The 23,645-nt window shown below is 62.7% G+C and carries 12 protein-coding genes and 9 pseudogenes; 7 read left to right on the forward strand and 14 right to left on the reverse strand.

Features of this window, described 5'->3' with window-relative positions:
- Positions 1-8: 8 nt before the first annotated feature.
- From C4T42_RS29850 to C4T42_RS29920, 12 genes and pseudogenes are all read right to left on the reverse strand, one after another.
- Positions 9-1,507, reverse strand: a protein-coding gene (locus C4T42_RS29850; RefSeq protein ID WP_103986432.1) for an ISNCY family transposase whose coding sequence is annotated in 2 segments (ribosomal slippage) — positions 9-610 and positions 610-1,507 — 1,500 coding nt in all. Because the reading frame shifts where the segments join, the coding sequence is not laid out codon by codon here.
- 149 nt (positions 1,508-1,656) lie between these two features.
- Positions 1,657-1,905 (reverse strand): annotated as a pseudogene (locus C4T42_RS29855) (transposase); the annotation flags it as partial.
- A gap of 18 nt (positions 1,906-1,923) precedes the next feature.
- Positions 1,924-2,091: pseudogene (locus C4T42_RS29860) on the reverse strand (transposase); the annotation flags it as partial.
- A 54-nt stretch (positions 2,092-2,145) separates the two neighbouring features.
- A pseudogene (locus tag C4T42_RS29865) lies at positions 2,146-2,259 on the reverse strand (IS5/IS1182 family transposase); the annotation flags it as partial.
- 472 nt (positions 2,260-2,731) lie between these two features.
- Entirely contained in the window at positions 2,732-4,312 is a 1,581-nt protein-coding gene (locus C4T42_RS29870; RefSeq protein WP_103986433.1) for a flagellin, read from the reverse strand.
- Positions 4,313-4,314: 2 nt separating this feature from the next.
- A complete protein-coding gene (gene flgK / locus C4T42_RS29875) occupies positions 4,315-6,165 on the reverse strand; it encodes a flagellar hook-associated protein FlgK (RefSeq protein ID WP_103986434.1) in 1,851 nt (616 codons plus the stop codon).
- A 34-nt stretch (positions 6,166-6,199) separates the two neighbouring features.
- Complete coding sequence (locus C4T42_RS29880; protein ID WP_042675704.1) at positions 6,200-7,462, reverse strand: flagellar hook-basal body complex protein; 1,263 nt, start codon at positions 7,460-7,462, stop codon at positions 6,200-6,202.
- A gap of 1,306 nt (positions 7,463-8,768) precedes the next feature.
- On the reverse strand, positions 8,769-9,338 hold the full coding sequence (locus C4T42_RS29890) for a TadE/TadG family type IV pilus assembly protein (protein WP_103986436.1): 570 nt from the start codon (positions 9,336-9,338) through the stop codon (positions 8,769-8,771).
- Positions 9,338-9,925: a TadE/TadG family type IV pilus assembly protein gene (locus tag C4T42_RS29895; RefSeq protein ID WP_103986437.1), complete on the reverse strand. Its 588-nt coding sequence runs from the start codon at positions 9,923-9,925 to the stop codon at positions 9,338-9,340. The genes C4T42_RS29890 and C4T42_RS29895 overlap by 1 nt, the downstream gene beginning before the upstream one ends.
- The gene (locus C4T42_RS29900) at positions 9,922-11,463 is read right to left on the reverse strand and encodes a TadE/TadG family type IV pilus assembly protein (RefSeq protein WP_103986438.1); all 1,542 of its coding nucleotides are present in this window, start codon (positions 11,461-11,463) and stop codon (positions 9,922-9,924) included. The genes C4T42_RS29895 and C4T42_RS29900 overlap by 4 nt, the downstream gene beginning before the upstream one ends.
- A gap of 303 nt (positions 11,464-11,766) precedes the next feature.
- Positions 11,767-14,409, reverse strand: coding sequence for a Hint domain-containing protein (locus tag C4T42_RS32625; RefSeq protein ID WP_280177411.1), 2,643 nt, complete (start codon positions 14,407-14,409; stop codon positions 11,767-11,769).
- 331 nt (positions 14,410-14,740) lie between these two features.
- A pseudogene (locus C4T42_RS29920) lies at positions 14,741-15,190 on the reverse strand (IS5 family transposase); the annotation flags it as partial.
- 75 nt (positions 15,191-15,265) lie between these two features.
- On the opposite strand from C4T42_RS29920, the gene C4T42_RS29925 reads away from it, so the two are divergent.
- Entirely contained in the window at positions 15,266-16,294 is a 1,029-nt protein-coding gene (locus tag C4T42_RS29925) for an IS110 family transposase (RefSeq protein ID WP_020096106.1), read from the forward strand.
- Positions 16,295-16,541: 247 nt separating this feature from the next.
- Here C4T42_RS29925 and C4T42_RS29930 read toward each other — a convergent pair.
- A pseudogene (locus C4T42_RS29930) lies at positions 16,542-16,858 on the reverse strand (transposase); the annotation flags it as partial.
- A gap of 72 nt (positions 16,859-16,930) precedes the next feature.
- Positions 16,931-18,016 carry an acyltransferase gene (locus C4T42_RS29935; protein WP_103986440.1) on the reverse strand — a complete coding sequence of 362 codons (1,086 nt, stop codon included), beginning with the start codon at positions 18,014-18,016 and terminating at the stop codon, positions 16,931-16,933.
- 284 nt (positions 18,017-18,300) lie between these two features.
- Between C4T42_RS29935 and C4T42_RS29940 the strand changes: the two are divergent.
- The 6 genes and pseudogenes from C4T42_RS29940 to C4T42_RS29970 all read left to right on the forward strand — a co-directional run.
- Positions 18,301-18,516, forward strand: a pseudogene (locus tag C4T42_RS29940) (helix-turn-helix domain-containing protein); the annotation flags it as partial.
- A gap of 531 nt (positions 18,517-19,047) precedes the next feature.
- A complete protein-coding gene (locus C4T42_RS29945; RefSeq protein ID WP_181049250.1) occupies positions 19,048-19,998 on the forward strand; it encodes an O-antigen ligase family protein in 951 nt (316 codons plus the stop codon).
- A gap of 238 nt (positions 19,999-20,236) precedes the next feature.
- A pseudogene (locus C4T42_RS29950) lies at positions 20,237-20,862 on the forward strand (transposase); the annotation flags it as partial.
- A 171-nt stretch (positions 20,863-21,033) separates the two neighbouring features.
- The gene (locus C4T42_RS31375; protein WP_244603320.1) at positions 21,034-22,566 is read left to right on the forward strand and encodes an ISL3 family transposase; all 1,533 of its coding nucleotides are present in this window, start codon (positions 21,034-21,036) and stop codon (positions 22,564-22,566) included.
- 43 nt (positions 22,567-22,609) lie between these two features.
- Positions 22,610-23,253: pseudogene (locus C4T42_RS29965) on the forward strand (DDE-type integrase/transposase/recombinase); the annotation flags it as partial.
- Positions 23,254-23,300: 47 nt separating this feature from the next.
- A pseudogene (locus C4T42_RS29970) lies at positions 23,301-23,552 on the forward strand (transposase); the annotation flags it as partial.
- Positions 23,553-23,645: the final 93 nt, after the last annotated feature.

Below are 23,645 nucleotides of genomic sequence, written 5' to 3' on the forward strand. Positions count from 1 at the left end.
CTTTTTTTCTAGGACGGCAAAGCCAGCTGTTCGAGGGTATTGAGATAGGCATCGGGATCGCGTCGGAAGCGGGTGCGTGCGGTGCGAGCTTGACGTCTGCGGTCGAGAGCGTCGCGCAAGGTCTGCCATCGGGCGTGATCGACCCGGCCAAGGTCGCGTCTGGACCGGGTCTCGGCCCGCGTGGCGATGCCGGCTACAAGCCGCACGGCACCCCGCAGCACCGCGCCGGGTGAGGCCGTTTTGCGCCCTGTGGCGCGCCGCTCGTGGTAGCGTTGCGAGCCGAACAGCTGTTCGAGGGCGTTGTTGGTGCGGGGCAGGCCCGGCCGGTCGGCGGCGTGGAACAGGCCGGGCCGGTAGCTGCGCGCCACCTTGCGGAAGTGGTCGAGGGCTGGGCCGAGGTCGCCCGCGCGGTGGCGGTGACGCTGCATCGCGGCCAGCAGGCCGTCGAAGCGCCGCCGCAGCTTGACGCCGGTCTCACCGGCGGGATTGGCCAGCAGGCGCGCGGCGGCATGCACGAAGACGAAGCCCTGCTCCACCTCGGGCCAGAGCGCGGCGGTGCCGGCCAGCGCCCGCGCGATCAGGTGCCTGAGCCGGGCGAGCGGACGCGAAGCCCCCCTTTGGCGGTGACCCGATCCAGGCTGCCGGCCACCTTCTGCAACCGCCCCTTCAACCGTAGTCCCGCAGCGTCGAGGGGCGCGCGGCCGTCGTCGGTGATCGCGCTACGCACGGCCGCTGCGTAGCCGCGCACCACCTGCGCTTCCGGGTCGGTGCGTCCCTCCACCGCCCGCTCGATCGGGCGCACGCCGCGCACGCCCTTCTTCAGTTCCTTCTTGGCATGCCGGTCGGCCTCGAAGATCGGCAGCGCGGCCTCGCGCAGGAAGTGGAAATGGCAGAGCTGATGCGGCACGTCCGGCAGGACCATCGCCACCGCCTTGCGGATCGAATGCTGGCCGTCGCTGATCACGCCCCTCACCGGCAGGCCGACCGCTTCGATCACCTCCTGCAGCAGGACGGCCAGATCCTCGGCCGTGCCTGACAGCAGGCTGCGCGCCAGCAACACCGTGCCCGAGAGGCAATCGCGCAGCACCCACAGCACCTCGTGCCCAACATCCGGCTGCAGGCCGTCGAGCGCCAGGATGATCCGGTCCTGCCCGGCCAGTTGCCGACGCAGGTCAGTGGGATCGGCCAGTTGGGCGGCCAGCACCTCGTCGTAGCGGTCAAGCAGGTTGGTCACGCTGCGTTCGGCGATGGGAACGCCACGCCCGCGCAGGATCGCGTGGATCTCCGGGACGGAGCGGTGCTCACGGTGGCGCAGGGTCCCGACCAGCGCCACGACGTCCAGGCCAAACTCGTGCTGCGGCAGGGCGAGCGCACCCTCGGCCTCCGGGCGGTAGGGCCGGTGGAAGCGGGCACAGCCCTCGGCCTCGCAGCGGCGAATCTTCAGCCGCAGCCGTTGCGTGCCGGTCAGCGTGACCAGCGTGCGGCGGTTCTCGTAGCGGATGCGCATGCCGGTGCCGCAGGCCGGGCAGAGCCGGCGGATCGGCCTCAGCGTCCGCTCACGATCAGGAACGCGAACCTGAGTGCGGGACATGGCGCGCCTGCCTCCAGCGCCCCCTCAGCCCATACCTACCAGACAGTCAGCTTTGCCGTCCTAGTTTTTTTCAGCAGGCGGTTTTCCAGGACGAGATCGGCTAAGACCTCCTTCAGCGCACCCGCCTCGCGACGCAGGTCCTGGACCTCGTCGGCGGTCGCGGCACGGGCCGTGTCGCCGGCCAGCCGCTTCTTGCCGGCCTCCAGGGATTCCTTGGACCAGCCATAGTACATCGAGCTGGCGATGCCTTCGCGCCGGCACGGCTCGGCGATGCTGTCCTCACCGCGCAGCCCTTCCAGCACGATGCGGATCTTCCCCTGCCGGTCGGTCGATGGGTTGTCCATCTCCCGCTCACGTCGACCGTCAATCCAGTTGCGCAGCGTCGAGAGCCCGACGCCGAGATCGGCGGCGACCTCGCGGCGCGACCGCCCACTCGTCTGCGCCAATCGCACCGCCTCAGCACGAAACTCAGGGGTAAAGGTCTGCTTCCGGTCTGCCATCGGAACCCTCCTCCTTCAGGAAAAGAGCTCTCCACTTTCTCGAGGCAAGTCCACCCGCAGACTGTGCTCGCGCTGAGCGGCCGTTTCGGGAAGCAAGGTCAGGTAGGGGGCGACCAGCGCCCACTCTTCATCGCTGACATCAGATGGATAGGCGTGGCGGGACTGCATCCCGCCACAACTGGTGCAGCCGCAGGTTCGTAACAGCCTTTAAGGCTCAAAACAGAGCGTGGATCTCCTTAACCCATTGTTTTCGAAAATTCTTATTAAAAGATGTAATTCAGCCGAAGATTCGATCGATAAGTTACATCTCGAACTCATTGACGACAAATGGAAAGTTGACTTTAAGTTCTGATTCGAAGTTTCCCCAGATGTATGCCTTCCCTCGGGCCGCATCGATGACAGCCAGTCTGTCTTTGTCCTCGTTCATGCCGCCACTTTCAGCAATCCTGGCGGTGAATTCTTTGGCACTTTCAGGCGTTTGAACAAAATATATTGATCCATTGGAGCTAATCTGGTCAGGCCTCCGTCCTTTCTGGATTTCTTTGCTCAAAATGCTCAGCCTAGTCTTGAGGGATTTCGCGTCCGAGCGGTTTAAATCGCAATACACGATAAGGATTGACATCTGATATGCGCAGGGCTGTTAGCTTATATAGTTGACCAGCGAAAGTTTTGATAGCGAGGATGTGATTTGATAGCTTGCCTGAAGTCGGTTCTGTACGTCGAGCAGCTTGGCGATAGCCTCTTCAGGTGAAACCTGTTCTATGCTGTCTAGGCTATTCTGCATGGTGTTCTGCGTTGCCTTATTGGTCGTGCTCGCGCTAGACAGGCGTGCCGACGCGAGGGACAGCTGTGTGACGGTGTCTTGAACACTAGGGCTTGTCGTGTCAGACGATGAAAGAAGTTGGCCCGCGCTGTTGATGACAGCCTGATAAGTAGCGGTTGTAGTGCTGTCGCTCGTCGTCGGTAGACCGAAGGCCATGGTGGCGAGTCCGGCGAGCACGTTCTGGATCGCGGCATCATTGGCGCGCGCACCGGTGCCAATGCTGGCGCTCGAGCTAATCTGCGTCGACTGGGTGTCGAGGGCCGGGGTTGGTTTGGAATCTGGAGGAGGCGTACGGGTATCCTCGCCCTGGTACCAGAGCACAGTCTTGTCTTCTGTACCGGTGACATAGACCGGCTTTGAGTTCAAGTACTCGACGCGCTGGGGATATATTTCTGCACTAGCCGAACCCGAAAAGAAGTTCTTCGCGGCGACCGCCGTACTGCTAACGGTGAGAGGCCCCGAGGCAGCTGCCTCAATGGCCTTATCTAGCGCGGCGTTGAGGTTGCTGGCCGTCGTCGAGCTATCGGAACCGATTTGGAAGGTCCCGCCAGTGCTTGATGTGGACGGCGCAATGTTGGAGGAAACGGCGGTAAGCGTAAGTGTCGTTGAGGTTCCGTCATGCATTTTCAACGTGACGGTGACGCTGTCGCCCGCAGCCGGCAGATTTTTTACCGTGAGATTAATTGTTCCCGCCGTTGTTGGTGTTCCGGGACTGGCACTCGCCTCGATCGCAGTGGTCGTTGATGAGGCTCCACCAACATTGAAGCCGAAGTTCAGCCGGGTATCACTATCCTCGGTCACTGTCACGGTGTTCAGCGCGGATGTCGATGTCGTCAGCCAACCTGAGCCCGATCCAAGGTCCGCCTTCAACTGCTCCTTAATCAGCGTCGTCAGACCGTCTTTTGGGGTTCCGTCGCCGTTCGTCGATCCGTTCAAGATTGTGTTGGCATCGAGGACCGGCTGAGTACTGGAGTCGGTGCCGCCGAACAGATAATTTCCAGACGCAGACTGATTGAGCGTATCGAGCACGGTCTGCAAGTTCCCAAGCGCGGTCGAGCGGCCAGCGATGGAGCTGGTTGCCGCGCTCTGCAGCCCATTGTTCAGACTTTGGCGGCTGCTCGTCCCGAGAGTCGCGACCTGGGTCAGGCTCGTGACCGCGAGGTCGGTCCGAGTCTGCGCGGCCGTGATGCCGGCAGCGTAGCCGTTAAGCGCGCTCAAGGTAGCCTGTGCGGCTAGGGCCGTAGAACGCCCGGATCCGAGACCGCCATAGGTCTGCGAGACCTGACCACTCGATACCTGATTCGACAGATTATTGAGCTGATTCTTTAGCGTCGTGAGCTGATTGGCATTCCGCGTCGTCAGGTAGGAACCTGCCGCGAAGGGTGTGATTGTGGTCATGATCAAACCTGCAGCAATTGATTGAGCATGTCGCGGGCCGCGCTGAGGATCCGAGCGTTGGCGCCGTACGCGTTTTGCAGGGCGATCAGGTTCGACATCTCCTGGTCGATATTGACGCCTGCCCCGGCCGCGAATCGGCCTTGTGCGGTGGAAAGCGCCGTCTGCTGTGTGGCGTCGAGGGCCAACGCGTTAGATGCGTTGGCCCCTTGAGTCGCGATGATGTCCTGCGCAAAGCCGATCACCGAAGAGCTGTAGGGTGCTGACACGCCGCCAATGCCGCTCGACGAGGAGAAGGTCTGCGGGGTCGCAGTCAGTGCCGTGAACAGTTTTTGGGCGCGGGCACCGGACGCGCTTGGATCGGTGACGCTGGTCTGCGTTAGCGCCGACGTGTTTCCGGCCAAGGCTGCGTTGACAGTGATCCGCTGAGCAAAACCTGTGAGCTGCGGACCTCGATCGAACGAACCGGTGTAGAGCTGGTTGGGTGTGCCGTCGACGAACAAGGCGAGCGACGGGTTGCCAGTCGTCAGGTCGGTCACGGACGACATGGCCGTGATATTAGCACTGGCTGACGTCACCTTGTTGGTTGTGCCGACCACTGGCCCGATCGTCACAGCGGCTCCGCTGCCCGAAGCCGTTACCGTCGTTAAGAGTCCGAGTTTGTCTAACGCGGTGTTGATCGCACCGGCGTAGTCCGATCCCGAGCTGGGAATTTTGAAAGTGTAGACGAGGGCCGTCGCATCCTTCGTCAGATTTGCGGGGATCTGAGCGGCGTCGTTGTTTGAGGCGACCAGGATGACGTTTCGAACCGCACCGTTCACGGTCATGGGGAAGGTCACGGTGTTGCCCGGCTGGATGCCGGTCAGATCGATGTCCGTCTGGGTGCCGTCGGAGTTGCCGGTGACCGTCTTATCGCTCAGCGCGCTTGCAAGGCCGGCCGCAAGGTCGTCCAGCTGACGTTGTGCCTGGGGCAGCGTTTGGTCGCGCAGCTCGAGTTGGGCCGCTAAGCTGCCAGAACGGAGCACATTGGGCTCGCTGAGGTCGATCGTGCCACCCCCGGGCAGCGTGGCCGTGATCGTACCGACCGACCGGGGCGTTGCCGAATAGGTGGAGTTCGCGGTCAGCGTTCCCTTCCCATTGAAACTCAGCGTTGCCGAGTTGCCGCGATCCACCAATGTCGCCCCTGACTGGGTGAGGACACTGACCGTTCCATCTCCCTGAGAGACCGTCTGGATATCCATGTAGCTCGAAAGGCTATTGATAGCCTGATCGCGTTGATCCTGGAGGTCAGCAAGAGACGAGCTATCGGTGGTGTTTTGTATCTTTGTGTTGAGGTTGGCTATATTCGACAGTAGCCCGCTGGCCGAATTGATGTCGGTACCGAGCTGTGACTCAATCCCGGTGCGCATGTTTTGCACCGAATTGGCGGCGCTATTGATCTGGCTCGCTAGTGCCGAAGCGTTGCTCACAACGGTCGTCCGGGCTGCCGCGGATGTGGGATTGGCGGCAAGCTGTTGGAGCGACTGGGTAAAGGTGTTCAGTGTGCCGTCTAGCGAGGTAGAGCTGCCGGGAACGCCATAGAGGGAGTCAAGTTGCGAGGCGAGTCCGGCTTTGGTGCTGGTATATGCAGCTCCTGAGGTCTCTAACCGAAGTTGCTTCAGAGCCGCAGCGTCGAAGCTGCGAGTGATAGTCCCTGAAGCGACACCTAAGTTATTTGTCCCGGTCGCAACTGGCGAGATAGTCCGCTTGACATAACCGGCGGTCCCGGCATTGGCGACATTCTGGGAGACAAGGTTGATTGCGGCTTGCGCGGCGGCAAGTCCGGCAGTTGCATTGGAAAGTGCATTCAGCGACAATGCAAAGTCTCCTCAGAATAATATTTTAGTCAGCTCACCGGATCACATTAAGTAGGTCTGACATCATGGTTTGAGCAGTCGACATGACTCGAGTGTTTGCGGAATAAGCCTGTTGCGTCACGATCATTTTCGAGAACTCGCTAGCAATGTCCGTGTTCGATTGCTCGATGGTAGCCCCGTTGATCGTGCTGCCGTTGAGACCGGTCAGCGGCGGCCCGGAATCGGCGGTCTGGAGGTAATTACCTTTTCCGTCGGCCTTGAGCCCGTCGGGATCGGCGAACTGCGCGATCCCGACAGTGGCGACAGGGATCACCGACCCATTCGAGAAGGTCCCGTTGATCTTGCCATCCTCGCCGACTGCTACGGTCATTAGTGTCCCGGCGCTGTTGCCGTCCTGACTGAGCTTCTTCGTGGTGACGGCACCGGTCGCATCAGCATACTGGGTTAGCCCGCTACTGATATCCAGGCTAAGACTCGGGAAAGAATAGTCACCAATTTTGACATTCGAAAGCGCAACGGGAGTAGTCGGGTCGGGACTTGTCAGTTGACCCGTCGAGTCAAACTGGAAGGGCCCCCCAGTTTTCTGCCAACTTGGCGTATCCGTGGTGCTGCTGTTGTAGTACAAATCCCACGAAGACGGTGAAGCGCCAGCGGCAGTCGTCTGAACCCAGCGCATGCTGATCGTGATCGGCGCACCAGTTGTGGTGTAACCAGTGATCGAGGGACCAGCGATGCTGTTAGGCGGTTGAGCCGACGCACTCACAGTCGGTGTGGCCGGCAGGTTGGCTGAATACTCAATCGTCTCGGTTGGTTCGGCCGGGAGAGTCAGGTTGCCGATATTGACAGGGCCTGTGCTTGTGACCTGACCGGTCTTGGGATCTAAATTCGTTCCCGTCAGGTATCCGCCGGCACCGTTGACGAGATATCCATCCTTGTCCTGGGAAAAATCACCGCGCCGCGTATAGGCGTTCGCACCGCTAAACGTCGGTTGATTGTTTGCATCGCCAGTCTTTTGGACCACCGTGAAAAAGCCGGTCCCAGTGATCGACATGTTTGTCGGAACGCTGGATGCCACGACGTTGCCGGCGATCGTGTTGGTCAGCTGCGACTGGGCCAGGACGGATCCGGCGACTTCGCGCTTCGGGGTTGTTTCGGCCATCAGATCGACAAAGCTGGTGTCGACGCGCTTGTAACCGGTCGTCTGAGAGTTCGCGATATTCCCTGAAATGTTGCCAATGGCATAGGACTGCGCTTGCAATCCAGACACCGAGGTTTGAAGAGCGCTGAAAAGATCCATGACGGTACTCGACAGATGGCCGCCATGTTCCACGCAAACCGTATTCCAATTGGAAAGAGCTGCAATATCAGGTGCTTATCGCCGAGGGGGGTGATCTGCCGCGGTCTCAAAACGGGTAAATTGTGCCGCAGGTCGGCAAATTCTGCAGTGCAGATCTTCGCGGCCTTGTAGACCATAACCTTATTCAAGTTGGATAGAGCAGAATCGAGCTCAGCTGTAGTGCCGCGCTACCGCTTGAATTCGACCTGCTCCCCTATGGGTCAATAATTCGCTTCTCAGCACCAATCTGCCCCTTGGCTTAACGCAGCGACAAATGGGTCTCTGTGCAGCTCGTTGCGCGGTGAGGTTGCGTAGTGCGACGACCGACGATCAGTCGCGTCAAGCTTTTCCAAAAACACCCATCCCAGACGTTTAGCCGGGAGATGGTCACCTGGACCGAAAGCTTGACCCCAACTCATCTGACGGTGTCTGGATCGATGGGCAGATTGTGGTCGCTAATGAACTCTCGTCTGAAAAGTACCGCGTTCGGGCTTGGCACTGATGATGAAGCCTTAGGCGCCGCGGATCGGCTCTGCGCCTGCCGCCCCACCGACGGTCTGATGTCCGCTCCGGGGCGAAAGTGGCGAGGGGCTGAGTGGCCGAAATGAGCGCGAAGCCGAACGTCCGGTTCTACGCGCGTTGACGATCCGGCATGACGCAGTCTGGCCGAAAGCCGCCGGTCCACTTCAGAGAGGGCCGCCTCGAAAAACGGACGGCCTCCTATCGACCCAACACAGCCGCCGCTTTGTCGGCGCTACTCCACACAGCCGTTCGTCAGCCCTCACGATAAAGTCGCGAGACAAGGTAGGGTGCATTGAACTTGCCGCCCTCGCGGACAAGGACGGAGCTACGCGCGCTCACCAGGCGACACTTCCCGGGATGCCCGGGCGGGCAGCCTCCTTTCGGAACAGCGCATTCCCCAGAACGAGGCCATCGATCTCAGAGGTCAAGAAAACGCCAACAGCGTCCTCGACGTCATGCACCGTCGGCCTGCTCATGACGTTGAAGCTCAAGTTGAGGATCATTGGCACGCCGGTGGCCGCATGGAACGACCTGATGATGGCCAGGAGGAGGGGCGGGCAGATCCTTCCAAGCACCGCGCCAGCCGGCGACGGCATCGGGGAGCGGAACGGATAACATGTCGGCTGACAGTGAGCCGAGCTATGGACCGTGTCCCCTATCACCATGGCCCCGAGTGAGAGGCACCCTTCGCGATAGGCATTGGCGAACCCAGTGCTCGTAGCGGATACCGAGAGGTTCGGCCTCCTCAGGCACATGGCTTACCGTCCGGAAGGACCACCTCGGGCTTGCCGTTGTACGTCGTCCCCTTCCGGATCGGCCACGTGATCGCGTGGCTGAAGGAGTAGTTCTTCAGGTAAGGCAGGATGCTGAAGAGCGGCTTGTAGGCGAACGTCACCTCCGCCATCACGTAGCGGGCCTTCGCTTCCTGGCTCGCGGCCGGTGCGGGCCCAACGACGGAGTTCACGTCGCGGGGTTTTGCGGACTGGGCCTTGCTGGAGCAGACCTTGGAGACGAGCCCGGTCCCGTCTGCGTAGACGCCGACCGCGGACAGGACGATACCCATGCCGCTCGTGTCGTAGGGTCGGGTGACGGCGGAACCCGCGGCGTACACGTCGTCGAGCGCGCCGAGGTTCTGACGGCTGATCAGGTCGGCCATCGTCCGTGCCGAGCGCGCCAGCCGCTGGCCCGTCATGACCGCGCGCGGAATCTCGACGGACGCGAGCATTACCAAGATCATCACCGGGGCGATCAGGGCGAACTCGACCGCCCCGACCCCTTCCTCCGAGCGGCGGAAGCCATGCAGCAGGCGGCCCATCAACAGCTCCCGGCCGGATAGGGTTCGGACCGGAAGATTGCGGTCGAGACCAGCAGCTGTCGGCCGCCTGGCATCGCCCGCCCCGACGGCATCAGGAGCGAGAAGTACAGGGGTGCCGGCACCGCCGCCGTGATGCTCACGACGGCATCGCCAGTCGGGCAGGCGAACGTCTTCCCGAACGCCGAATTCCAGTTCTTCGTGTTCGCATCGTAGGGCTGGGATTGCATCGCCGATGCGAAGGCGGTGGAGCTCGTCACGTCCAGCTTCAGGTCCGCGCAGCTCACGAACTGGATGCTCCGGCAGATCAGGGTGCGCATCCGGTCGGCTGGTGGCGTGCTGTCCGCCTCGGTCTGGAATTCGCCGGTGAAGAGTGCGCGTGCAGCCTTGTCGACCGCATCGTCGAGCGACTGCTGCGTCAGGATATGCAGGCCGGCCTGCAGCATCACGCCCAGCATCGCGAGGAATGGCAGCCCCAGCATGGCGAACTCGACGGCGGCCGAGCCGCGCGCATCGGAGCCCCATCGGCCTGTGTGGCCGAGCCCAGGCCTTGACCGGCCATGCCGCGCCTTCGACAGTGACGCCGTCATCTCGCGATCCGGAGTTCGTTGATCTGGGAGCCGATCGACGCGAACACGTCGTTCAGCGCGCTCGAGTTCTGCACGTCGTAGAACATGTCCGGCGAGGTCGCGCAGTTGCGGAGCATGTCGCTGGTGCCGCTATTGACTTCGACGCGCACGGTGAAGATCTGGATGCCCGCGTTCTTCATGTTCGTGCACAGCTGAGCGGTGCGCGCGTCCATGTACCGGGTGCGGGTCCCGTTGTCGGAGGACGTTGTGCCGATGCGGTTGTTCCAGATGAACCCGATGCCGGAGTAGTAAGACTGGTTGTCGGAGGACGAGGGCGCGCTCTGATTCTGGCCGTCGGTCATGAGGACCACGTACTTGCGCGTCTTCGCGTCCGTGTAGGGAGCGCCGTCGGCGAAGGGCGCGTTCGGCGAGAGGACGTGCCACCCCCATGCCAACCCGGTGGCGATGTTCGTGTCGCCGATCACCGTCATGGCGGTGACCGCGTCCGTGATGGTCGCCTTGGTCGTGGTCAGTCGCGTCAGCGGCTGGATCTCGCACCCGGCATTTGGCCCATAGCGGTAGCCGGTTCCGGACTGAGTATCGTAGGAGGATGTCGTGATCCGGTTGGAACCGTATTTCGCGGTCTGCCCTTGACGCGTACGGTTGTTCGAGCTTTGATTCCGGGTGCCGATCGGATAATCAGACATGTAATCATTGATTGCGCTGTTGTCGTTGTCCGACTCATCCGGTGCAAAATAGGGAATATATAGAGTATCCGGGATTGCGGCGGTCGGCGGACTCTCCTGAACATCGTAGGGCGTCGGCCTCGTCTCGACGCATCCCGCCCAGGCCACCTTCATCTTCCCGAACAGGGAGAAGCGGTTGGCGGTGGCATCCTTCACCGCGAAGATCTCCTTGTGGATCGACGACTTGGCGTCGACGTCCATGAAGCCGGCGTTCCCGTAGGACGAGCCCACATTGACGGTCATCGAGAACGGCACCACTGCCATCTTGAGCGCGTTCGGCTTGGCCGGATCGGCCTCCCGGAACATGGATTCCACAAGGGACGTCGCCGCGCTCTTGAGGTTGGCGAGCTTGGCGCCCTTCATCGAGCCCGTATTGTCGAGAACGAGCGCGACCTCGAGGTTGCCGCTGCCGCGCCGGACGACCGCGCTGACGTCGACCGGCATCTGACTGAAGCCAGCGATGCTTGTCAGCGAGGTTGGGGTGTTGCCGAGGATGCCGACCCAGATCGTGTCTCCGTCGCGTTTGGCGGTCACCACCGGGTTGCGCAACCGCCTGTCGGAGAGGAGCGCCTTCACCTGCGTCTCCGCCTTCGCCTGAAGGTCCTGGTCGCTGGTGGTCGTCGAGAGCTTCGCCAGGGTCAGGACTGTGGCGTCGACGGCGTTCTGAGCCTTCTGGCGCACGGCGATGTTGGTCCCGTAGTCGATGCCCATGCCGCCGACCATGACGACGGGCACCACGGACAGGGCGAAGATGGTCGCGAAATTACCGTCCCTATTGGTGCAGAAACGCACCAATCCATCCCGGAAAAGCATCCGTTCCTTCCTTGATGGAAGGACTATGTCCCGCTGTTTATGACCTACAGATTAAGCGGAACCACGCATTTCAGCGGCATGTGCCCTAGAACACCTTCTGTCCAGTCGCTCGGAACGTGTGAGTACCCTGCACATCGAGCATGACGCGTGCTCGTGGCGTTGTGATGCTCTCTCCCAAAGCCGCTCCCACTCAGTGGAAACGAGCCGTGGCGGGGATTCGGCGGTCCCGGTCTTCATGCTCGCCCGCGGATATGCCCCTCCGCTGTCGGGGCGGGCGTGGATGCCATATGTCGGGGAGATGGCTTACGCCGCCAGCAAAGCTGTCCACGCCCCCGCCGCGTCGATGTGCTTGGCGCAGACGAGCAGCCCGTCGGCCGAGCGGCGGACCTCGACGACGTGTGGCATGCCTGGCGACAGCTGCACGTCCGCGAGCCCGAGATCGAAGCCGCAACGGCCGCTCCCCACGGCAGCTGCGGCGAGGTCGGCGCGAAATTCGTCCGCTACGGCGAACGCCGCCACCGCCCCGTCTACGATCACATCGAGGCATACCGGGACGTTGGGCTGACCGACGTCCTGAGCCCAGCCGGCCACGTGCAACGCGCCGTCGGCTCTGACCGCGCAGAGGTCCAGCCAGGCACGCACTGACCCCAGACCGCCGGCCTCGTTCGACGAGATAGCACGAAGAGCCAAGCGGCCGCGCAGAGCGGCCAGTTCGGGGCTGAGTTCGCTCCGCGGGGCGTAAGCCATCGATGCCGTACCCGCATCGAGAGCCTGGACGCCGTCGAAGCCTGCCCGCACGCCTGGCGCGGATAGGAAGCTCTCCGCCGGGGTATTCTCGGCCATAAGCAGGTCGTGGCTGTCGAGTTCGACATGCCAGTAGGTGAGGTCCTGTACTGCCTCGCCGCGGGTGATGCTGGTGCCGTTTACGAGGTGGCCGGCGGCGACGAACAGGCCGTCCAGCCATAGTGCATGGTCAGGCGAGAGCAGCAGGTCGCGAGCAGGTACGTTGTCAGCCAGAGCGCCAGCCGTGATGCGCACGGGGCAGTCGCGGCGCGGTGCGGTGAAGCCTGGATAGCTGCGCGAGCCGATCCAGCGGATCGGGCGAGGCTTACCGCCAGCGGTGATGGCAAGATCGCCCACCTCCAGATGCTCTACCGGCACGTCCGATATCACCCGATCACGCAGCACCCGGATGCGCGTGCCTGTGACGTAGCAGGGAGCGGGATTAGCCGGCTGCGACGGGGCTGCAGGATTAGTCGGGTTGGTGGGGTTCGTAGCCGTGGCGGCGCGCACAATCGTGCCGCCTTGGCCGTCCGACACCACCGTGAAGTTGGTCGTGCGCGGGGCCGACAGGACGAAGTTCTCGCTCACCTGGCCGCCCCCGGAGCGGGTGCCGGTGATGGTGATCGAGGAGTTAGCGCTGTTGTAGCTGACGCTGGAATTGGTCAGGCCGGCGAGCGCGATCTCGTTGCCCGAGCCGAAATTGGAGATGGTGTTGGCGAAGGTGCCGCCGTTGGTTGGCTGGGCGGCCACGTTGAGCCCGAGGCGAGCGGTCGCCGTGCCCGACATGGAGCCGAAGGTGATCGCTCCCGTGCCGGCCGAAGACGCTCCGCCGAGCTGCAGCGTGCTCGACACCGCGCCGCCATTCGAGCCGATCGTGGTGCCGCCGGAATAGGTGTTGGCGCCTGTCAGCGTCTGCGTGCCACCGGTGACCGCCACGCCGCCCGTGCCGGAGATCGCGCCGCTGTAGCTGGTCGAACCGTTCGTGACGGTCAGCGTCTGAGCGCCGAGTGTCGTCCCGCCGGCGCCTGAGAGGGTCGTGATCGAAGCACCTGCCGTCGTGCCCGAGATGTCGAAGGTGCCGGCGTTGGCGACCCCGCTGGAATTCGCGATCGAGCCCGTGCCCGAAAGGGCAAGCGTGTTGTTGGCCGCGATCGTGGTCGAGCCGGTGTAAGTGTTGGTGCCGGTGAGCGTCAGCGACCCACCGTCGTCCTTGATCAGCGAGCCAGGGCCGCCGGCGGAGTCGCGGATGGAGTTGGCCAGCGTGGTGGTCGTGCCGAGGACGCGTAGCGTGCCCGTGACGCCGAGGCCGCCATTCAGCGTGCCATTGCCCGGCGTCAGGCGGTTGTCGCCGCCGGTGAAGTCGATGGCATTGGTGCGGGTGGTGGTACTGCCGTTGAAGCCGCCTGAGATCGTGCCGTTGTTGGTGACGCCAATGTTTGCGCCGGATATGCCGGCACCACCCTGACCGGCCGCGCCCGCTGTTCCGCCATTGGCTGCACCGCCCAGACCGCCGTTGCCGCCGGTGATTGGGCCGCTGTTGGTGAGTGTACTTCCAGTATCGAGAAAAAGCCCGACACCGCCGCTACCCCCGGCCCCTCCAACAGCGCCGGGGCCGCCCGCTGTCCCGCCGTTACCACCGCTCCCGCCCGTTAGGACGGCACTGGAAGGAAAATCTGCCGGGCCGCTAGAAATGGTAGATGTGATTAAGCCATAGCCGCCAGCGCCGCCCCCACCGCCGCCGCCTGTTCCACTACCGGCACCACCGGCCCCGCCATTTCCGCCAATTCTTGTCGAGACGAAGTTGCTCGCAATGGTGATGGACTCAAAGTAGGCATAGGCGCCAGCGCCGCCACCGCCACCGCCACCGTTCCCCGATCCGGCGGTGCCAGCGGCGCCGTTCCCACCTTGGTACGTGTTGACACCGTTGATAAAGGTGGCGGTGGACTGGCTGCCGCCGGCTCCTCCAGAACCTGCTACAGATCCGTTACCTGCCGCGCCGCCAGCGCCACCTGCGCCGCCTGTAAATCCAGAGCCGCCACCGCCACCGCCGCCGTTGTCGGAAGCCGGTGGACTGCCGGGATTGCCGGGATTGCCGTCGACCTTATCTGAGCCGGCCTGACCGCCCGTCCCGTTAAAACCTGCTCCGCCGCCGCCGCCAGCCATGTCTCGTCCTCCCGGCCGCCTTGGATGCTGATTGCTGTCACTCTCAAGCGGGCGCCTGCTGCGAGAGTGGCCCAGATGTCCTAGAGGTGTCGAGAGCTCGCTCGGCCAAAAGGCAATTGTCGCCTATCGTTATCCTCTATTTGGCGAGCCGTGTGCTGTCTATGCGACAGATCCGTGTTATCTACTCAGTATAAAGCTTCAAATAGGAAAAATTTCTCTACAGTTGCGGCCTGCATCAGCGCACTCCCGCCGAGTCGAGGAGCACCGTGCCTGCGGCAGCCATGACGTTACCTTGTCCGCCCCTGGACTTGCTACGGATTAGGGCCTGTCGTCACCTGAGGTGATCGAGGGCTGCGGCGAGGCAGAGGACTCCGGTGAAGCTGGAGGCGGTTTTCTCATAGCGTGTGGCAACCGCTCGCCACTCCTTGAGCCGTGCCCAGAGCCGCTCGACGACGTTGCGGTTGGTGTAGATCCAGTCCGGGCAGCGCTCGGGAGCCTCGTTACTCTTGGACGGGATAGCAGGTGTTGCCCCGACCTCTCGCACCTGCTGCCGGAAGCGTTGGCTGGAGTAGCCGCGATCCGCCACGACCCATTGGGGAATGCCCGGCAAGCGACCGAGCAAGGGCAGCGCGTGGGGTAGTTCATGGGCCTGCCCCGGTGCGATCCGAAAGGCGATCGCGCGGCCTGCGCCGTCAGCGATCACGCAAGCCTTGGTCCCATAGCCGCCACGTGATCGGCCAACAGCTTCACGATCGTCTCGCTCGGCTGCAGATCGCCCCTTTATGGATGGCCCGCCCCTCACCGGGCTACGCTGCTAGGCTTGCAGGGTAGCCGAGATGAGGAAGGGAGCAGGACGATGACGATCGCGGTTCTTGGGATCGATCTGGGCAAGAACAGCTGCAGCCTCGTCGGGCTGGACGCGGCGGGGCGGGTCGTGCTGCGCCGACGCATGCAGCGCGAGGGGGTGATCGCCTTCGGCGCGAAGCTGCCGGGGTGCGTCGTTGCGATGGAGGCCTGCTGTGGCGCCCATCACATGGGCCGCGCCCTGGCCAAGCAAGGCCACACCATCCGATTGATGTCGCCGGAGTACGTGCGCCCCTACGTCAAGGCGCAGAAGAACGACGACCGCGACGCCGAGGCCATCGCCGAAGCGGCCACACGCCCGACGATGCGCTTCGTGGCACTCAAGTCCGAGTCGCAGCTCGACGTGCAGACCCTGCACCGGGTGCGCGACCAGCTCGTGGGCGAGCGCACGGCGCTGACCAACCAGATCCGCTCCGTCCTGCTGGAGCGTGGCCACGTCGTGGCGCAGGGGCGCGCCAAGCTCACCGCTTGCCTGGCCGCGTTGCTGGACACGGACGCGGGCGCATCGCTCACACCGCGCATGCGAACCCTCATGGCCGAGGTGCGCGAACGCTGGCAGGATCTCGACCGGCGCATCGCCGCGCTCGACGCCGAGTTCGCCGAGCAGGCCCGCATCAACGAGGACGCTCGTCGGCTGACCACGATCCCGGGCATCGGCGCACTCAACGCGACCGCGCTGGTGGCGGCCATCGGCGACGTGGCCAGCTTCGCCCGCGGGCGCGATCTGGCGGCTTGGCTCGGCCTTGTACCGCGGCAGGTGACGACCGGCGGGAAGCCTCGGCTCGTCGGCATCACCAAGCGCGGCAGCAAGTACCTGCGCAAGACGCTGGTCCAGGGTGCCCGCGCCGCGCTGCCCTCGCTGCGCCAGAGCGATACCCATCTCGGGCAGTGGCTGCGCGGGCTGCTGGCGCGGTCGCACGTCAATACGGCGGTGGTCGCCCTGGCGGCCAAGATGGCGCGCATCGTCTGGGCGCTGCTGCGCCACGGGCGCGTCTACGAGCCGGCGGCCGTGACTGCCTGATCCGAGTTCGGCCGACGCGGACGCGCCGGCCTTCCGATGTCTGCGGGCGGTGAGAGGAAGATGGCCTGACAGTCGACCGGTGTTCTGCAAGCCTCTCCGCAAAAATGGCGCTCGACGCCGACCCCTTTATGAGGCCCAGGACGCGCGGATCTCCATCTTGGCTAACGGCTCGCCGGAAGGCCGGATACGTTTATGCAGACTGCACAGACCAGCGGATCCAAGCCACTTTGCGGACGGGGCGGGCCATACGTTTGGCGGCACCGGCCGCTTTCTGATGCGCGCGTATGTTCGTGCCGTCGAGGAACACCATCCCGAGTTGAACCCCGCGCTCCTGCGCGAGGCGGAGGAGCCGTTCCCAAACGCCAGCACGGGACCAGCGGATGAAGATCTGCGCGGCCCGCCACCACGGCCCCGCGTCTTGCGGGATGGCACGCCACTTGGCGCCGTTCTGATGCCGCCACAGGACGAGAGCGTGCGCCGCAGGTCTTGGGGCGGCGTCTTGGCCTTCGCTCGACAAGCCTCAAGCAGCAGCTTCAAAACGGCCCATTGTGCATCGCTCAGCATCGTCCTTCCTCGGATAGGACGGACAAAACGCATGCTCTGCCAAATGGTTTAGGCGACGACAGACCCTAGTGATCAGGCCGAATGCAATGCAGCAAGGATGTTCGATTGAACCCGGCGAAAAGAAGAACGCAACAGACGCTGGCCCGGAACTTCTACCAAGATATGTATAAAGTGGGCTATGACGATTGCACTCGCTATAGCGAGCAACACCGCCAGAAAATCGGGAATGCCGATCCGATCGAACTCGCGCAGCATAAAATATCCGATCGAAGCGTGGATAAGATACAGTGAGTAGGAGATCCGGCCCAAGTAAATCAACACAGGAAATCTTGCCGCCGCCGGCTTGAGAAAAACAGCCCAGTAGAATACGCACGTACACGCTAAAGCAATCCAAAAATAGGCTTTGAAACCGCTGGCTGGCGTGTGCGGATTGGCACCGAAGGCGGACATCGCAATTGCCCATAGCAGAACAATGTATGTGAGAGGCCGGCTGCATTTATGATAGACTAGGAAAAAAGCAATCCCAATGATAAAGAATTGTCCGTAGTTAAGTAAAAATATTAACGAAAATCTATATGGTATCTGAATACCATTGGCACGTATTATTGTTTCAGAAATAAGCCAAATCAGGAGGGCCAACTCTATCGGAAGTTTTGCGGCGCGACACGCACAGAAGGCGAAAACAATACATGCATAAAAGCACAACTCGTAAGTGAGAGTCCAGTAAACCTCATCGAGGTGATGAAAACCCATCAACGCCTGCAACATAGTCAGATTAAAAAAGATATCTTTAGATGAAAAACCACTCGACTTTTCGGTGAAAATCGACAGTGCGACAACGATCAATATCGATAGCCAATACGCGGGGAAAATACGGGCAAATCGCGCGAGGAAAAAATCGTGAATAGATGCCGCGGACTTCACAGAGTGAAATATCACAAAGCCGCTGATCATGAAGAAAATTTCAACACCAAAATATCCAATATGAATCTGTGGTACAAATTCAAGATTTCTTCCGCTTATCAGCCTGGGGTATATTGAAGTAAAATGATATATGACCACGGACAAAGCCGCAACTCCACGGAGTGAGTCCAGCTCGGAAATACGAGCACAGATTTTTCCGTTGCTTTCGGTCGGGCAATCACCCACCTTGATCATGGCGATTTTCTCGAATCGGGCTGTGAATGTGCCTTAATTGAAGAAATTGCAGATGAGTGTGCAGGCTCCCAGTTACCTATTTCGCCGTACCGTAATAATAATGCGCTCCTTTTTGCGTCTGTCTGACGTCACAATCGGAGGATGGTCGAAGCTTATGTAGGAGGAATCATTCAGGTCCATGCGATGAAACAGGAAACGAGTGCGGCGGCGAGCTAGTGTTCAAAACCTGACGGCTGGGTCCATCCCGGGTTTCGGTTTGGGCGGTGTCCTGCGAGTCTGGCGGGTTGCGCAGCGGCATCTCCTTCTCGGTTTGTGCTTCGGATCGCCCTCGACTCGACGCCCTCATGGCTGACCGGAACTCGCCCCAGAAGCATGTCTGGCGCGCTCGCATCGTGCTGCTGAGCGCAGATGGGCTCGGGACGCACGCGATCACGCGTGAGGCGGGCGTATCCAAGACGGCGGTCTGGCACTGGCAGGAGCGCTTCTCGCGAGAGGGCCTCTCGCCTACGTGGGAAGCCGGCACGGTCAAGCCGGCCACTCGGTCTTCGCGGTCTCTGCCTGTTCACCCGAGGGGATCCGGCACCACCCTTTGAGGTAGGCAACCCAAGTTGCGGCCGTTTTCGTTTCGCAACCTCATGCTCCGACGACCGCCTCGTTGCGATGTGCAGCCCAGTTGGAGACGCGAAACAGCAATGGCCATGCACATCTCGTCCGAATTGGGGTATTCCGGACCTGTACGGCGAATGAGCGGCACATACGGGTCATCCGTTGGGTTTGCGGATGCTCTCGCGGTCGTGTTCCTATGCGCCTGCTATGCGGACAGCAGCCTCCTCGGAATCGTATCAGGCGAACGGTATGTGTGGTTCGCTGTGGACATCGCGGCGCTACTCACGGTCCTGGCTCGCCGGAGTAGATTTCACGACTGCCTTATAGCGAACCCCTGGTTAACCGCTTGGCCGGTGCTGGCGATAGTCTCGGCTCTCTGGTCGCTAACACCCGCCGTCTCATTCTATCACGGCCTACAGCTGTTGATGACAATCGTTGCAGGTTATGTTTTTCAATTGTATTTTGGCCAGCCCCGCCTTTTGAGAATTTTATTCTGCGCCCTCGTCGCCGCGCAGATCTTGTCAGTGTTGTCAGAATTGGTTCTTCACCGAAGCGCCATGGATGGCGGACACGCTTGGTTCGGCATCTACACTCATAAAAATGTGCTCGGTAGCATGATGGGACTCAGCGCACTCTGCGCAGCCTGCTTGTTCATGGATGGATGGAAGCGTCCTATCACAGGGGCGTCTTTCATTGGCTCGATCACTATCCTCTATCTGTCGCACTCGACCACTTCTCAAGTGGCTGCCTTGGTAGGATTGGGCCCGCTCATGGTCTTTGCGGTCTGGCAGAGGGGTAGTCTGTTTACAGGTTTCGTGATCGGGCTCGCGATTGCCCTAGGAAGTGTTGTGCTGGCATATTTGGTTATGCACGGCGACACGATTAGTCAGCAATTTTTGAGCGATGTGGGTAAGGATCGAACCTTGAGCGGTCGAACTCTTCTCTGGCAATTCGCGTCTGACCAGTATTGGAGAGAGCCATGGTTCGGAATCGGGTATAAGGCATATTGGGAGAGCAGCTCCACACCGTTTTCCTATTTGCAATTTGTGATTGGCCAGAAGCTTTGGTTCTTTCATAATAATTTTTATGACGTGGCAGTCGCTTTTGGGGCGGTGGGCCTAATAGTTTTTGGATTGGGTCTTGCGGGCTGCCTCAGGCGAGCCTGCGTAGCCGCCTTCAACGGCCGATCATACGCCGACACGTTACCTCTCAGTTTCTGCTTCTTCCTAGCGGTTTCAATAAATCTGGAGAACGCGCTCTTTCAAAATCACAGCTTCAGCCAACTTCTTCTCGCAGCTTTAATCCCGGTAACCATAAAACAAAACGGATCGAGGGTTGGCAGCTCTGAGAATAGCAACCATTATTCCGCGACTTAGGAGTCGAGGTATCATGGTTTCTTAATTCAATTAATAATCAGAGTTTTTAAACAATTTGAATCCTCCAAAAACTTCGTGGCTCGAGGGGTTTCGTGTAGTGATGGCGTCGGCAGCTGGTGAGGTGCTGCAATGCGCGGTCAACCCGTTTGTAACGTCGATGAGCGGCTGAAGGGTTTTGAACCGCACCCCGTTTTGACCGGACAGGCGGCATAGCTCACGAAGGCATAGGCGTTGGCCTATGGGTAAGGCTATGTCATCCGATCCAACCGCCCCACCGGTGCACGGCGAGATCCTGACCGGCGTTCAGCGTCGACGGCGCTGTTCTACCACCGAGAAGATCCGCCTCGTCGAGGAGAGCCAGCAGCCCGGCTCGTCCGTGTCGTTCGTCGCCCGCCGCTACGGCCTCTCGCCCAGCCTGCTGTTCTCGTGGAAGCGGCGCATGCTGGAGGGCGGCCATCAGGCCGTGCACGCCGACGAGGAGGTCGTCGGCACCAGCCGGGTTCGTGAGCTGGAGCGGCGCGTGCGCGACCTCGAACGTCTGCTCGGGCGCAAGACCATGGAGGTCGAGATCCTGAAGGAGGCGCTCGACCTCGCCCGCACAAAAAAACCGACCTCGCCGCTCAGCTCCTGGGGCGGTTCGACGGGCGGTTCGCGGTGAAGGCGGTCGCCGACACGCTCGGTGTAGCCCGCTCCCACTTGGCCGAGCGCCTGAGCCGCCCCGCCCAGCCGCGCGGTCCCTACCGCAAGCCCGAGGATGCGCAGCTGCTGCCGACGATCCGCGCGATCGTCGATGCCCGCCCGAGCTACGGCTATCGCCGCGTCACCGCACTGGTGAACCGGGCCCTGTCAACGGGCGCCGAAGTCTGGTTCTCCGTCACTTCGTGTGGTGGGCTGGGCGGACCGGGACCCGGCGTGCCGCCGGCGGATTCGGACCAGGATGATGGTCGCCCGAGTCCGCCCATGCCCAAGCGCCTGCTCCCGTTCATTCCGCCCTCGTTGCGGGTCGTCGCCGTCACGGCCAAGCCCGAGCACGTGATGGTGCTGGCGGTGCCGCGGTCGACAGAACCGTGCTGTCCCGCCTGCAGTAACCGGTCGCACAGCGTCCACGGCACCTACGAGCGGCACCTCGCCGACTTGCCCTGCCAGGGTCGCTCCGTCGGCCTGTGCGTGCGGCTGCGCCGCCTGCGCTGCCGCAACCCCGCCTGCCCCCGCCGGACCTTCAGCGAGACCCCGCCGGACGTCGCGGCGCCGCACGCACGACGCTCGCGGCGCCTTCATGACCTGCAGCGCCACCTCGGTCTCGCCCTCGGCGGAGCCCCGGCCGCGCGGCTCGCCCACCGTCTGGCCATCCCGGCCAGCCCATCCACCGTCCTGCGCATCGTCCGGGCTGGGCCGGCCCCGATCGCGCTACCGCCGCGCGTGATCGCTGTCGACGAGTGGGCCTGGCGACGCGGGCACCGCTACGGCACGGTGATCGTCGATCTGGAGCGCCGGGTGATCGCCGATCTCCTACCAGATCGCGAGACCGAAGCGGTCGCCGGATGGCTGCGGCGCCATCCCGGGGTTGAGATCGTCGCCCGCGACCGGGCCGAGGTCTACGGCGAGGCCGTCCGGCTGGGGGCGCCCGAGGCGGTGCACGTCCTGGACCGCTGGCATCTGCTGCGTAACCTCGGCGAGGCGTTGCAGGAGGCGGTCGGCAGCGAGCACGCCGTGATCCGCTCTGTGGCGCGCACGCTCAGAGATGAGCGGGCCGCGGCGCACCGGACCGAGCAGAACCGTGCGCGTTCGGCCACAGCCGCCGACCGGCGCCGGCTCGCCAGACACGCGCCGCGCCGGGCGCGTCACGCCGAGGTCCTGCAGTTGCATGGGGCCGGCGCCTCCGTGTCCGGCATCGCGCGCCATCTCGACCTCGATCGCAAGACGGTGCGGTGCTGGCTGCGCCGGGATGAGCCGCCGAACTGGGCGAAGCCGGCGCGCCCGTGCCTCATCGACCCTTACCGGGCCTATCTCGACCAGCGCTGGAGCGAGGGCTGCCGCAACGCGGCGGCCCTGGCCCGCGAACTCGATCGCCTTGGGGCTCGTATCAATCCACGAGTGGTGCGCGCTTGGGCGACGGCGCGGCGCCGAGCCGGCGGCGGCACGCTCGATGCCGGCGGCCAGGGCCCGGCTCCCCCGTGGAAGCCGCCCGGCACGAGGCGGATCGCCCGGCTTCTGCAGAGCGACGCCGAGGGGATAGCCGGCGCGGACGGCGTGTTCATCGCACGCCTGAGGCGCACTGCACCGAAACTGGCCAACGCGGCCGACTTGGCAGTTCGCTTCGCGCGCATGCTGCGCGGTCAGTCCTCGGAGCCAGTCACAGATTGGCTGGCCGCGGCTCGCTCAAGCGTGCTGAAGCGGTTTGCTGCCAGCCTGCAACGTGATGTGGCTGGGATCGAGAATGCCATCGCCCTGCCGTGGTCGACAGGGCCAGCGGAGGGCGAGATCAGCCGACTGAAGACGATCAAGCGACAGATGTATGGCCGCGCCGGCTTCGAACTCCTGCGTCAGCGCGTCCTCAACGCGGTCTGATCCACCACACGAAGTGACGCAGAACCAGTATTCAACGCCCGCTGACAGGGCCCTGCGCTCGCGCGGCGAGGCGAGCGTCAATGCCAAGCGGGTGCTGCGCATCCTGCGGGCGAATGGGCTCACCCTCGCGCCGCACACCGCCCGGCGGCCCGGCCGCACCCACGACGGCACCGTGGTGGCGTTACGCTCGAACGTGGAGCGGGTCGCTCGGATCACCTCGAACTGCGCTGCCGGGACGGAGCGGTCGTCCGCGTGCTGTTTGCCATCGACGCGTGCGACCGTGAGATCATCGCGTGGTCGGCGACCACGACGGGCGTCTCGGCCGAGATGGTCTGCAACCTGATGATCGCCTGCTGCGAGCGCCGGTTCGGCGCGACGAAGACCCCGCACCCGGTCGAGTGGCTGTCCGACAACGGCTCCGCCTACATCGCCAAGGAGACTGCTCAGACGGCCGCCGCGCTCGGCCTACGGCTGCTGTTCACCCCGGTGCGTTCGCCGCAGAGCAACGGCATCGCGGAGGCGTTCGTGAAGACGCTCAAGCGCGACTATGCCCGCCTCGCTATCTTGGCCGGCGCCGAGACCGTGATGCGGCTTCTGCCGGCTTGGTTCGAGGACTACAACACCATCCACCCGCACTCCGGCCTGCGCATGCTCTCGCCCCGAGAGTACCTCAGCCGGACTGCCTAAACCCGCCCCGCTGCCTCTCCGGTCAAACAGGGTGCACTCCGGGTTTCTCGGCCAAACCCGAAGCCCCGGAGCGGCTGAGCCGCATCGTCGGTTTCGAGCTGTTACGGGACGACCTCGCCCGTGCCGTGCCTCGCTCGGACGGGTCGATGGGCGGTCGCCCAACGTTCGACCTGGTCTTCATGCTCAAGATGCTAATCCTCCGGGCCAGCCGCTCGCTGTCGGACGAGCGCACGGCGTTCCTGATCAAGGACCGGCTCTTGTTCATGCGCTTCCTCGTACTCGGGCTGTCCGACCCGGTGGACTTGCTCCGCAAAAGTGGAGAGCTCTTTTCCTGAAGGAGGAGGGTTCCGATGGCAGACCGGAAGCAGACCTTTACCCCCGAGTTTCGTGCT

This window comes from Methylobacterium sp. 190mf, from assembly GCF_900107945.1.
Lineage (GTDB): Bacteria > Pseudomonadota > Alphaproteobacteria > Rhizobiales > Beijerinckiaceae > Methylobacterium.

Bases quoted from the DNA above. Each gene is read 5' to 3' on its own strand.
- C4T42_RS29870 (WP_103986433.1), bottom strand. From the start codon at position 4,312: ATGACCACAATCACACCCTTCGCGGCAGGTTCCTACCTGACGACGCGG.
- C4T42_RS29880 (WP_042675704.1), bottom strand. From the start codon at position 7,462: ATGGATCTTTTCAGCGCTCTTCAAACCTCGGTGTCTGGATTGCAAGCG.
- C4T42_RS29890 (WP_103986436.1), bottom strand. From the start codon at position 9,338: ATGGGCCGCCTGCTGCATGGCTTCCGCCGCTCGGAGGAAGGGGTCGGG.
- C4T42_RS29895 (WP_103986437.1), bottom strand. From the start codon at position 9,925: ATGACGGCGTCACTGTCGAAGGCGCGGCATGGCCGGTCAAGGCCTGGG.
- C4T42_RS29900 (WP_103986438.1), bottom strand. From the start codon at position 11,463: ATGCTTTTCCGGGATGGATTGGTGCGTTTCTGCACCAATAGGGACGGT.
- C4T42_RS32625 (WP_280177411.1), bottom strand. From the start codon at position 14,409: ATGGCTGGCGGCGGCGGCGGAGCAGGTTTTAACGGGACGGGCGGTCAG.
- C4T42_RS29925 (WP_020096106.1), top strand. From the start codon at position 15,266: ATGACGATCGCGGTTCTTGGGATCGATCTGGGCAAGAACAGCTGCAGC.
- C4T42_RS29935 (WP_103986440.1), bottom strand. From the start codon at position 18,016: ATGATCAAGGTGGGTGATTGCCCGACCGAAAGCAACGGAAAAATCTGT.
- C4T42_RS29945 (WP_181049250.1), top strand. From the start codon at position 19,048: ATGACAATCGTTGCAGGTTATGTTTTTCAATTGTATTTTGGCCAGCCC.
- C4T42_RS31375 (WP_244603320.1), top strand. From the start codon at position 21,034: ATGGTGCTGGCGGTGCCGCGGTCGACAGAACCGTGCTGTCCCGCCTGC.